This is a genomic window from Pseudogracilibacillus sp. ICA-222130, assembly GCF_037892545.1.
GTDB lineage: Bacteria > Bacillota > Bacilli > Bacillales > Amphibacillaceae > Pseudogracilibacillus.
Genome location: NZ_JBBKBG010000003.1, coordinates 54,402 through 66,630 on the forward strand (window position 1 = coordinate 54,402; position 12,229 = coordinate 66,630).

Genomic DNA, 12,229 nt, shown 5'->3' on the forward strand with positions numbered 1-12,229 from the left:
CTCTATTTACATTTCTAATAAATTATAATAAATCTTCTTCTTCGATTAATTCATCCATTGATTCTTCTTCTGGCGCTTTTTCAGCAGCTTTATCTAATTCATAATGATCACGAATCGCTTGATGAATTTCATCGCGAATCGCCTCATTTTCTATTAAAAACAGTTTAGAGTTTTCTCGACCTTGTCCTAGGCGTTCTCCTTGATAAGAGTACCATGCTCCACTCTTTTCCACAATTTCCAATTCAGAACCTATATCTAATATTTCACCTTCAATAGAAATCCCTTCTCCATACATAATATCAACCATTGCTTGTTTGAATGGAGGAGCTACTTTATTTTTCACTACTTTGATACGAGTTCTATTTCCAATCATATCTGTTCCCTGTTTTAATGTTTCAGCACGACGTACTTCAAGACGAACAGATGAATAGAATTTTAACGCGCGGCCACCTGGCGTTGTTTCCGGATTTCCGAACATCACACCGACTTTTTCACGAATTTGGTTAATAAAAATAGCTATTGTTTTAGACTTATTAATTGCACCGGATAATTTTCTTAAGGCTTGGGACATAAGACGAGCTTGTAAACCAACATGCGCATCTCCCATTTCCCCTTCAATCTCTGCACTCGGTACTAAAGCTGCAACAGAGTCTACTACTAAAATATCAATCGCACCACTTCGTACTAATGCTTCTGCAATTTCTAATGCTTGTTCACCTGTATCTGGTTGAGATAATAATAATTCATCAATATTAACTCCTAAAGCTCTTGCGTAATTCGGGTCTAAAGCATGCTCAGCATCGATAAAAGCTGCTTGCCCACCTTTTTTCTGTGCCTCTGCAATAGCATGTAATGCTACAGTTGTTTTACCGGATGATTCTGGTCCATAGATTTCAATAATACGCCCTTTCGGATATCCACCAATTCCTAATGCAACATCCAACGCTAAAGATCCGCTTGAAATCGTGTCGATTTTACGTTCCGCTTCTTCTCCAAGCTTCATAATCGATCCTTTTCCAAATTGTTTCTCTATTTTTCTTAATGCTTCATCTAATGCTTTTTGTTTATCACTCACTGGCGTTACCTCCCAATTTTGAACTATCTGCTTTCTATCATACATCGTTTATATAAAATACACAAACAATATGCGAATACATGTTCTTATGTTTTGTTCGTCCTTCTATATGAAAAAGTTCATTTTTCATACCTCATATTGTCCAAAACGGTAGTTTTGTCCGTCATTCATGGTGTAAAAAACTATTTTAAAAATGTAAATAATAATTCATATCCTTTTAATACCGCACGTTCTCTCACCTGTTTACGGTCTCCTGCAAAAACAAATTTACTTACTTTCGTTCCTTCTTCTGTTGCAATACCAATATAAACTGTTCCCGCTTTTTTACCTTCTATCTCATTCGGTCCTGCTACACCTGTAAAACTAATTCCAATAGCACTTCCTAAGATATCGCGAACATTTTCCGCTAATTCTTTTGCACATTGTTCACTCACAGTTCCATGTATACGAATTGTTTCATCTGCTACTTGTAAAACTTGACGCTTGACTGCTGGATCATAACAAACGACCCCACCTTTTAAAATAGCAGACGCACCAGAGTTATCGACGATATTACTTGTAAATAAGCCCGCTGTTAAACTTTCAGCACTTGCAATCGACATTTTCCGTTCTTTTAATAACTCAAATACTTTTTCTTCTAATGTCATACTACCTTCGCCAAAATAAAAACGGCCTATATGCGATAGAATTTCCTTTTTTGTTTTCTCAATCATGGAAAGAGCCTTTTCTTTTGTTTCCGCTTTCGCACTAACGCGAACGGTAATTTTTCCTTTCACGGCTAAAGGGGCAATAGTTGGATTATGTTGTGTTCGAATTAATTCTTCTAAAGTATGTTCTAATACTGACTCACCAATGCCAGTAAAATTCAATACTTTTGATTCAATGACCATTTCACCATTAATGGATTTTAAATATGGAATGACCTCATCTGAAAATATTTGTTTCATTTCTTTTGGTACACCAGGCATAAATATCCATATTACATCTTTATACACAACTAAATTTCCTGGTGCCATTCCTACTTTATTTGGTAATACTTTTGACCCTTCAAAAACCCTAGCTTGCCGTCGGTTATTTGGGGTCATTTCCGTTCCTTGATCACGATAAAAGTCCATGATCTTTTGTAAAGAGTCTTTTTCTTCCACTATACGTAAATCCGTTAACTGTTGAAACGCTTCTCGTGAAAGATCATCTTGTGTCGGTCCTAATCCACCAGTAACGAGCACAACATTCGATCTTTGTTGTGCTCGCTCAAATACAGCTGTTAAACGGTCCATATTATCGCCAACAACTGTATGATAATACGTATTAATCCCATTACCAGCTAGTTCACCTGACAGCCATTGTGCGTTTGTATTTGCAATCTGACCAAGTAATAATTCTGTACCGACTGCAATAATTTCAGTGTTTAATTGCCTTGTCATTTAGAATCCCTCATCACGTGCCAATTTTTAACAAAATAATCAATTCCAGACCAAGTTGTTAAAATAAATGCAATATATAATACAATGATATCTACTGGGATACCGATATATGAAAATGGATAATTATGTAGTAATAATAATGCGATAGCTAAAATTTGTGAAACAGTTTTTAATTTCCCCATATTGCTCGCAGCAAGTACAATGCCTTCGCCCGATGCAACTAGACGTAATCCCGTAACCGCAAATTCTCTACTAATAATTAAAATAACAATCCATGCTGGTGCTAAACCAAGCTGAACAAGTAAAATAAATGCTGCAGATACGAGTAATTTATCCGCTAATGGATCTAAAAATTTCCCCATATTTGTAACTAAATTATATTTTCTAGCATAATAACCATCTAACCAATCTGTTAAAGAAGCAACTAAAAAAATCATCGCTGCAACAAAATGTGTGATTGGTAAGGTTGTTTCTCCTATTTCCCAAGCACCCCAATCAAAAGGAATACTTAAAATAAGGATAAAAAACGGGATTAAGCAAATACGTGAAATCGTAATTTTATTAGGTATATTCATATTTATCGCCTTTCTCTTTATAAAATAAGTAAGATTGAAGTAAGGATTTTTATATGATATCCAAACTTCAATCTTTTATTAGTTTTTAACTAAATTCACCCAAATTTTTTGATGTACTTTCTCATTGCGATCGACTGGATATTCCATTTCGACACCATTAATATAAACGGTTAGACCAGCAGTATTTCCAATATTAAAATACACTCTATCTTCATCCGTTACGTCAAATGTATCAACATCTGCATCTGCCATTAAAGTATCTGCATAATAGACTTCATCTGATGCACCTCTTATTTCAAGATAAGTATCTTGCTCTACTTCAAGTTCTACTTCCACCTTTTCGCCACTATATGTAAATGACATGGTAGATAGAGGGGAGCTTTCTTCTCCTATTTCATCCACTTCAAAAGAACCTGTTTCTTTTTCTTCTTCTTCGTCTGATTCATTTTTCGCATCATTTTCATTTGTTTCAGTTTCATTATCGTTTTCGTTTTCTGTTTGTTTCCCTTCATTCACATCACGAATGATTTCATTATTGTTCTGAACTGCTTCATTTTCTGAATCATTAGATGATTTCTGTAAAAACATCCATGCAACTACGACAATTGCAATAATTAGAATGACGACTATTATTGTCGGAATAATGGATAAAAAGGAAGTACTTTTCGCTTCTTTCGGAGCTTTTGTTCGTTCTAATCTACTATATTGAGCCGTTTCTGTTATATCTTCTGTTTCAATCTTTTCTTCATCGAACTCTGCAAGTAATTCAGTAGCGTTTAAGCCAATTACCTCGGCATATTCTTTTATAAACGCTCTTGCATAAAATCTTCCTGGTAATGCTTGAAACTCATTTTGTTCAATCGCGACGAGATATCGTTTTTGAATTTTCGTCATCTCTTGGATGTCGTCCAATGTAAGAGACTTCTCTTCCCTCGCCTCTTTTAATATTTGTCCAATTTCCATTTTTTAACACCGTCCATCTTAAAAATCAAACATTGAAAATCCTTGATCAAAATTATGTTGTCGCTCCATTATTTCATATGAAATTTCCTCTTCATCATCGCGTCGTATTTCAATAATATAATCAAAATCATCAATCGTATATTCCGTCGCTTGAATGAATACATCCGGATGCTCGACAACTTTCGTTGCTGGTAGCTGCATAATTTCTCTAATTAATTGCCAATGCTGTTCGTTTGCTCTTTGTTGTGATACGACTCCATCAATGATGTAAATATAATCTTCCCCATATTCACCATCAATCAATTTATTTCGAACTGTTTGCTTTAGTAGAGTACTAGAAACAAAAAGCCACTTTTTATTTGCGCTCACACTACCCGCAACAATAGACTCCGTTTTTCCAACTCTCGGCATTCCCCTTACTCCAATTAATTTATGCCCATCACTTTTGAATAATTCAGCCATAAAATCTACGAGTAATCCAAATTCATCTCGAACAAAGCGAACGGTTTTTCGATCTTCCGTATCACGATGAATATATTTTCCATGCCTAACAGCTAAACGGTCTCGTAAAGTTGGTTTACGTAGTTTTCTAATTTTTATCGTTTCTACTTTTTCTAATATCGTTTTCAGACGTTCAATATTATCATCACTTTGTGAAAGTATTAGCATTCCTCTACGCGCATTTTCAATTCCGTTAATCATCACGATGTTAATTGATAACATACCAAGTAACGTAGATATATCTCCTAAGAGTCCTGGTCGGTTATATTGTAATTCGTATTCAAAATACCATTCTTTCTTTTCCATTACAATAACCTCTTTCTATTTATCTTTCACATTGGATGAAAGATTTTCTATAATCTATTTACGTCCTATTTAATTTTACCGAATCGAATGAACAAATGCAATACAATGGTGTATTTGTTTTTAATTTTTATTTTATGTAAGAAGAGCTTGAGACAAAATTAATTAAAAAATGAATATGTTGTGTATCTCAAGCTCTATACAATCTTTCTTTTTAAGACCATCCACCTGATATGTTCATTACTTCCCCTTGAATATAATTTGATTTATCGCTCATTAAAAAACTAACGGCATTTGCGACATCATCTGTCATTCCAGCTCGATTTAAAGGTATATGTGAAATAATTTGTGCTTTTTCAGCCGCTTCCAAATGAGTATTCATTTTTGTATCAATAAATCCAGGACTTACTGCATTAACAGATATACCACTCGGTCCTACCTCTTTCGCTAAAGCACGAACAAAACTGTTTTGCGCACCTTTCACAGACGAATAAATTACTTCATTACTCGCTCCAACATTTCCCCAAATAGATGTAATGAATATAATTTTCCCTTGTTGTTTTTGGATCATATGAGGAAGAAAATGTTGTGTAATATACCAAGGTGATTTCACATGTAAATGTAACATTTGATCCATTATTTCTTCTTCAGTATCCTGAAACAATCCAATATGTGCGGTACCACTTACATAAACAATACCGTCTACTTGATACAATACGGACTCACATAATTTTTTTGCACCTTCATCTCTCGTTAAATCCGCCTGAATGACCTGTAACACACTTTCCTCATGAATATGTTCAAGTAATTGTCGCATAGATGTTTCATTTTTAAAATAATGTAATATTAATTGATATCCTTCATTTGCCAATTGTTTCGTAATTGCTTGGCCAATATCTCCACTCGCTCCTAAAATTAAGACATTTTTCATCTTGTCACCTTTAACTTTCTTTTTCTATCATCGTTACTGTCAATTTATCCTCTTGGACCCAATTTTCAATAAATGATCTAAGGTCTGCCAATGTAATATTATGAGCAATTTGTTGCATTGTAAAAAAGTCAATTCCTTCAAAATAATAATGGCAATATTCATTGGCTATATATTCAAGAGAATCCATTTCAATTATATATTCCCCCATCCACTTCCGCTTCATTTTATCCAAATTTTCTTCCGTAAATGGATAAGATTTTATTTGATATAAAAGAGAAGTCAGTCGTTTATGAAATAATGTTGGGTTTTCTGTGTTACTACTAAAAAGCGTGAAATTAAAAGCTTCTTCAACGGTTGACTGATAATCAAAACTTTCATCAATTAGCTCATCTTTATACAATATTTCATAAAAATCACCACTTGAAGAAAAGAAATAATCAAGTACCCATTGTTCCATTAGTTCATGTTTCATTCTTTCTGTTTCGTTTACAAAATCCGGGTTATGTTTCATACCAATCATCACTTTTGGCATGGAAACATCCATGGACATTACCTGTTCTGCCTTATATACCGTTTCTTTTTCCGTAATTTCCGCTCGCTTAATTGGTGTCGGTGTAGCAAATGTTTTCGTTGCCTGATTTTTTTGAATTGTATCCATTAAATGTTCTACTTGAAAATTTCCCACGATACAAAGCACCATATTGGATGGATGATAAAATGTTTCATAACAAGTATATAGATCGTTTTTTGTAATATGTTGAATCGATTCCACTGTCCCAGCAATATCAATTCGAACTGGATGTGTTTCATACATATTTTGCAATGTTTGCATATACAGTTTAAAGTCTACTTGATCATCGTACATTTTTATTTCCTGTTCAATAATGCCTTTTTCTTTTTCAACAGATTCCTCTGAAAAATAAGGTGATTGTACAAAATCGAGTAATATTTCTACATTTCTTTCAATATTACTCGTCGCCGAGAACAAATATGCTGTTTTAGTAAATGATGTATACGCATTTGGTGATGCACCTTCAGACAAAAAGTCTGTAAATACATCTCTGTCTTCTTTTTCGAATAATTTATGTTCTAAAAAATGAGCGATCCCATCTGGAACTGTCGTCATTTCATTTTTCCCCAAAGGAGTAAATGTCCGATCAATCGAACCATAATTCGTCATAAAAATACCAAATGTTTTTTCTGACTCTGTTTTTGGAATAAGCATCACTTTTAAACCATTTGGCAAAGTCGTCTCATACAATGTTTCATCGATTGCCTCATACACATGTTTATGCATCTTGTTTCACCTCTGCTTCATTTGTTAATAAATAAACCGTATCCAGTTCTATTTGGTTGGCAACTGCAACAATTTCCTCTTTTGTCACGGCATTAATTCGTGCCATAAATGTATCGATAGACCATGGATGTGCTACATATGTTTGCTGATACAATAATTCAACAATTCCTCTAGGATGGTCTAATGTTTCACGAAGGTCATTCAAATATAAGCGCTTTGTTTCTTGAATAATTTCTTCTGTAAATTCCCCTTGTTGCATCGCTTCTAATTGTTTAAATATGATTGTTTTTGTTTTTTCGCTCATGGCACCCTCAATTCCGGCCATCACGATTAATAATCCTTTATGACTTTCTACTCTAGAAGTAGCGTAATAAGCCAAACTTTCTTTTTCACGAACTTCTTGAAATAGTTTTGAATTTGGGTACGTTCCAAAAATACCATTAAATAGTAAAAGTGCAGCATATGCTTCATCATGTAATGTACAGTTCGTGCGATAACCGATATGTAATTTAGCTTGATGGACTTGTTGGATTTCTGTAATATTTTTCACATCTTTTTTGACTACCGTCTCTTCCACGAATGGAGGAACAGAGGTGCTTTTTTTCTGTTCAAATAAATGAGTTATATTTTTTTCCATTTCTTCTGTATTAATATCACCTAATACATAAATATCAACACGATCATCTTGTAACACTTGCTCATAATATGTATACATATTATGTTCATTTAAAAATGGAAGATCTTCTACATATCCATTTGTTGCAATACTAAAGCGTTCCTTTTCGCACATTTCCTCGATTAATCTTTTATTCGAAAAAGCAACTTTATCATCTATGATTGCTTCAATTTCATTTTTAAGCGTTATTTTTTCACGACGAACGACCTCTTTCGGAAAACAACCATCCTCAATATACGGGTGAAAAATAACTTCTCGCAGTAATTGTAATGCCTCCGTTGTTATTCCTTCACTATACGGTAAAAATTTTTCATTCGCTATTTCTAAACGAAAATTTATAATATGATGATTCCCTTGTTTGTTCGCGTCTACAGATAAAGATGCACCATATAAATCATCTAATTTACGCATGAAACTTTTTTCTGTAGGATAGTTTACTGTTCCTTTTTCTAATATATAAGGAAGTAAAGCACGTTTCGTAATGGTTTCTCTATGTAAAGGAGAACGAAATTTCACGATAAATTGAATCGTTTTAAATTTTTTCGTCTCCATAAAATGAACATGATACCCTTCATATTTTTTTATCGTTTCTTGTAATTTATTAAGCATAAAAACGCTCCTTTCACCTCTCGTTCATTTTACATCATTTTAAAACATTTATACATTATCCAATGCCTTTTCTATAAAAAATCAAATATGGGACAAAACGGAGCGAACTATATAATCAATTACAGAAGTGTGCTTTTTGTTGAAATAATATACGATGAATCAAGGTGATTTGCCTTTAGATTTAGAAATAATATATAGCTTTCGCAGTACACGAATTATTAGAAAATATTCGTACACAAGCACGTCAATCTTTTGGACAATGAAAAACGGCAATGTTTATTTTTATTCTAAACATTGCCGTTTTCATCATGAAGTTAATAATATTTAAATTTAATTTTATCTAGTACCTTTAATATAAGGATCTCCCAATGCTTTCGGTGCTTCTGCACGTCCGATAAACCCTGCTAATGCTAACACTGTTAGGACGTATGGAGCGATAGATAAGTATACTTGTGGAACATCTGCTAAAATCGGTACTCCTGAACTGATGACACTTAAACTTTGGGCAAAACCAAAGAATAATGCTGCTCCCATTGCTCCGATTGGATGCCATTTCCCAAAAATGACTGCTGCTAAAGCCATAAATCCTTGTCCGGCAATCGTCGTAGCAGAGAAGTTTAATGCGATTGTCATCGCAAAGACGGAACCACCAAGTCCACCTAACATTCCTGAAATAATTACAGCAATATATCGCATTCTATACACATTGATTCCGTTTGTATCTGCTGCCATTGGATGTTCTCCAACTGCTCGTAAACGTAGACCAAAAGGTGTTTTATACAATATGTACCATGCAACAAATGCTAAAATAATTGCAATATACGATGTTAAATATACTCCTTTAAAGAAAATCGTTCCTATCACAGGAATATCAGATAACAGTGGAATTGTTTTTGTATAAAATGGCTTTGAAATCATATCTGTTTGTCCCTTTTCATACCACTGTTTTGTTAAAAATACGCCAAGACCTAAAGCTAAAAAGTTAATTGCTATTCCACTAACGACATGGTCTGCTCTTAGTGATACGGTTGCAATCGCGTGGATAATCGCAAACAATCCCGAAACAATCATTGCCACGAGCATGGATAACCATGGTGTCCAAGGCCCTAGTGTTTCTGCAAACGTTAGGTTAAAAACGATTCCAACAAATGCACCCATCACCATTAAACCTTCTAACCCAATGTTTACAACACCAGAACGCTCACTAAACACACCACCAAGTGCTGTAAAAATAAGTGGGGCAGAGAAAAATAGTGCTGCTGGTATGATGGCATTTAAAATATCGACCATTTATTTCTCCCCCTTTTGGAAACGTAAAATGATTAAACGAATTAAATAGCTTGAAGCAACGAAGAATATAATAAATGCGATAATAACGTCGACTAATTCACTAGGAACTCCCGCATCGGTCGGCATATTTAGTGCACCGACTTTTAATGCTCCAAATAATATAGCAGCAAACACTACACCGATCGCTCGGTTCGCACCTAATAAGGCAACTGCAATTCCATCGAATCCTAAATTTGTAAATCCTGATTGTATGGACATATTTCCGAATGTTCCTAATCCTTCCATTGAACCAGCTAATCCAGCAAATGCACCAGAGATAACCATGGCTAAAATAATATTTTTACTAACTTTCATCCCTGCATACTCGGATGCATGACGGTTATATCCAACAGAACGAATTTCATATCCGATGGTCGTCTTTTCCATAATAAACCACATGACAAAAACCGCTAACAATGCTAACACAATACCAAAATGCATACGTGAATAATCTGTTAAACCTTGCAACCATTCTGATTGCAGTGATGCAGTTGGAGCGATTTTTTCCGTCTTATCTGCTGAATCCGTTAAAACGTTACGAATAATCGAGTTTACACTAAATAAAACGATATAGTTAAACATTATGGTAACGATTACCTCATGTACTCCTAAACGTGCTTTTAATAATCCAGGAATAAATGCGATCGCGGCACCTGCTAGTGCAGCTACAATAATGGCTAAAGGTAAGTGAATAAATATCGGTAAGTCAAAAGACGTTCCTATCCAAACCGCTGCTAACCACCCAGCAAACACTTGCCCTTCTGCACCGATGTTAAATAACCCTGCTCTAAATGCAAAAGCTACCGCAAGCCCTGTAAAAATATACGGTGTAACTTGGCGAATGGTTTCTCCTAAGAAATACGCATCGCCAAATGCTCCATTCCACAATGCTTTATACCCTTCGATTGGACTATAACCGTAAATCAACATAATAATTGCCCCTGCGATTAATCCAATAAATACGGAAGCAAATGGAACGATGATATTAAATAGACGATTTGATATCATGTCTCCTCACCTACTCTTTCTTCCACACTACCTGCCATTAATAAACCTAATTGTTGTTCATCTGTTTCACTCGGTTTTACATCCGCTACAATTTTACCATCAAAAAGCACTACAATACGATCACTCACATTTAATATTTCATCTAATTCGAATGAAACGAGTAATACTGCTTTCCCATTATCACGTTCTTCAATTAATTTTTTATGAATAAACTCAATAGCTCCGACATCTAATCCTCGTGTTGGCTGTGCTGCAATTAAAAAGTCTGGTGAACGATCTACTTCACGACCGATAATGACTTTTTGTTGGTTTCCACCAGAAAGCGCACTAGTTTTAGTATGAATGGACGGTGTACGCACATCATACTCATCGACGATTTTCTTCGCGTATTGATCTATTTTTTCATATTTTAATAATTTATGTTTAGAATACGGTTCTTTGTAGTAAGATTGTAAAATAATGTTCTCCGATACTGGAAAATCTAATACGAGTCCCATTTTTTGACGATCTTGAGGGATATGTCCTAATCCCATTTCTGTCACTTTTCGTGGGGATAACTTCGTAATTGGTTTTCCATTTAAAGAAATTGAACCGGATTCAACTTTTCGTAGTCCAGCTATCGCTTCAATTAATTCTGTTTGTCCATTTCCATCGACACCTGCGATACCAACAATTTCATTAGCACGTACTTCTAGGTTCAATCCTTTTACTGTCGGTATATTTCGCGTATCATTCACGTGTAAATTTTCCACTTCCAATACGACTTCTTGTGGGTTAGCTTCTGTTTTTTCTGTTTTGAAACTAACAGCTCGTCCAACCATTAATGCTGCCAATTCATCTACTGTTGTATCTGCAACATTGACCGTTCCAATTCCTTCCCCTTTACGAATCACTGTACAGCGGTCACATGTTTGCATAATTTCCTTTAATTTATGAGTAATTAGTATAATCGATTTACCTTCTTTTACTAACGATTGCATAATTTCAATAAGTTCATCAATTTCTTGTGGTGTTAATACAGCAGTCGGTTCATCAAATATCAGTACATCTGCACCACGATATAACATTTTTAAAATTTCTACCCTTTGTTGCATTCCAACCGAAATATCACGAATTTTTGCTCTCGGATCTACTCTTAACCCATATCGATCTGATAATTCTTGTACTTCTTTTTCTGCTTTTCTTAAATCTATTTTAATTCCCTTTTTTGGTTCACTTCCCAAAATAATGTTTTGTGTTACCGTAAAAGGCTCTACTAACATAAAATGCTGGTGTACCATTCCAATTCCTAAATCATTTGCGATATTTGGATTCGTAATGTGTACTTTTTCGCCTTTAATTTTAATTTCACCACGTTCTGGTTGATATAATCCAAATAATACGTTCATTAAGGTGGATTTTCCTGCACCATTTTCGCCTAAGAGAGCATGAATTTCACCTTTTTTAACTTGTAATGTTATATTATTATTTGCTACAACCCCTGGGAATTCCTTACGAATGTCTAACATTTCAATAACGTAATCCACCGCGTTCTTCAC

Annotated in this window: 11 protein-coding genes; all 11 read right to left on the reverse strand. The window is 34.6% G+C overall.

The annotated features are described in order from the left end of the window. Positions 1-22 precede the first annotated feature (22 nt). Positions 23-1,075 carry a recombinase RecA gene (gene recA, locus WKT09_RS02920; RefSeq protein WP_340414598.1) on the reverse strand — a complete coding sequence of 351 codons (1,053 nt, stop codon included), beginning with the start codon at positions 1,073-1,075 and terminating at the stop codon, positions 23-25. A 182-nt stretch (positions 1,076-1,257) separates the two neighbouring features. Next, positions 1,258-2,499: a competence/damage-inducible protein A gene (locus tag WKT09_RS02925; protein ID WP_340414599.1), complete on the reverse strand. Its 1,242-nt coding sequence runs from the start codon at positions 2,497-2,499 to the stop codon at positions 1,258-1,260. Beyond that, on the reverse strand, positions 2,496-3,074 hold the full coding sequence (gene pgsA / locus WKT09_RS02930; RefSeq protein ID WP_340414600.1) for a CDP-diacylglycerol--glycerol-3-phosphate 3-phosphatidyltransferase: 579 nt from the start codon (positions 3,072-3,074) through the stop codon (positions 2,496-2,498). Before pgsA ends, WKT09_RS02925 begins: the two co-directional genes overlap by 4 nt. Positions 3,075-3,152: 78 nt before the next feature. Further along, positions 3,153-4,037 carry a helix-turn-helix domain-containing protein gene (locus WKT09_RS02935; RefSeq protein WP_340414601.1) on the reverse strand — a complete coding sequence of 295 codons (885 nt, stop codon included), beginning with the start codon at positions 4,035-4,037 and terminating at the stop codon, positions 3,153-3,155. 18 nt (positions 4,038-4,055) lie between these two features. Beyond that, complete coding sequence (locus WKT09_RS02940; protein ID WP_340414602.1) at positions 4,056-4,844, reverse strand: YmfK family protein; 789 nt, start codon at positions 4,842-4,844, stop codon at positions 4,056-4,058. A 211-nt stretch (positions 4,845-5,055) separates the two neighbouring features. Then, positions 5,056-5,772, reverse strand: a complete 717-nt coding sequence (gene ymfI, locus WKT09_RS02945; protein WP_340414603.1) for an elongation factor P 5-aminopentanone reductase — start codon at positions 5,770-5,772, stop codon at positions 5,056-5,058. A 10-nt stretch (positions 5,773-5,782) separates the two neighbouring features. Next, complete coding sequence (gene yfmH, locus WKT09_RS02950) at positions 5,783-7,069, reverse strand: EF-P 5-aminopentanol modification-associated protein YfmH (protein WP_340414604.1); 1,287 nt, start codon at positions 7,067-7,069, stop codon at positions 5,783-5,785. After that, positions 7,062-8,354, reverse strand: a complete 1,293-nt coding sequence (gene yfmF, locus WKT09_RS02955) for an EF-P 5-aminopentanol modification-associated protein YfmF (protein WP_340414605.1) — start codon at positions 8,352-8,354, stop codon at positions 7,062-7,064. The genes yfmH and yfmF overlap by 8 nt, the downstream gene beginning before the upstream one ends. Before the next feature lie 336 nt (positions 8,355-8,690). Beyond that, positions 8,691-9,644, reverse strand: a complete 954-nt coding sequence (locus WKT09_RS02960; RefSeq protein ID WP_340414606.1) for an ABC transporter permease — start codon at positions 9,642-9,644, stop codon at positions 8,691-8,693. Continuing rightward, positions 9,645-10,691: an ABC transporter permease gene (locus tag WKT09_RS02965; RefSeq protein WP_340414607.1), complete on the reverse strand. Its 1,047-nt coding sequence runs from the start codon at positions 10,689-10,691 to the stop codon at positions 9,645-9,647. It abuts the gene before it with no gap. After that, on the reverse strand, positions 10,688-12,217 hold the full coding sequence (locus tag WKT09_RS02970; RefSeq protein ID WP_340414608.1) for an ABC transporter ATP-binding protein: 1,530 nt from the start codon (positions 12,215-12,217) through the stop codon (positions 10,688-10,690). The genes WKT09_RS02965 and WKT09_RS02970 overlap by 4 nt, the downstream gene beginning before the upstream one ends. Between the last annotated feature and the right edge of the window lie 12 nt (positions 12,218-12,229).

Coding starts and splice junctions, on each gene's coding strand:
- WKT09_RS02925 (WP_340414599.1), bottom strand. CDS start 2,499: ATGACAAGGCAATTAAACACTGAAATTATTGCAGTCGGTACAGAATTA.
- pgsA (WP_340414600.1), bottom strand. CDS start 3,074: ATGAATATACCTAATAAAATTACGATTTCACGTATTTGCTTAATCCCG.
- WKT09_RS02935 (WP_340414601.1), bottom strand. CDS start 4,037: ATGGAAATTGGACAAATATTAAAAGAGGCGAGGGAAGAGAAGTCTCTT.
- WKT09_RS02940 (WP_340414602.1), bottom strand. CDS start 4,844: ATGGAAAAGAAAGAATGGTATTTTGAATACGAATTACAATATAACCGA.
- ymfI (WP_340414603.1), bottom strand. CDS start 5,772: ATGAAAAATGTCTTAATTTTAGGAGCGAGTGGAGATATTGGCCAAGCA.
- yfmH (WP_340414604.1), bottom strand. CDS start 7,069: ATGCATAAACATGTGTATGAGGCAATCGATGAAACATTGTATGAGACG.
- yfmF (WP_340414605.1), bottom strand. CDS start 8,354: ATGCTTAATAAATTACAAGAAACGATAAAAAAATATGAAGGGTATCAT.
- WKT09_RS02960 (WP_340414606.1), bottom strand. CDS start 9,644: ATGGTCGATATTTTAAATGCCATCATACCAGCAGCACTATTTTTCTCT.
- WKT09_RS02965 (WP_340414607.1), bottom strand. CDS start 10,691: ATGATATCAAATCGTCTATTTAATATCATCGTTCCATTTGCTTCCGTA.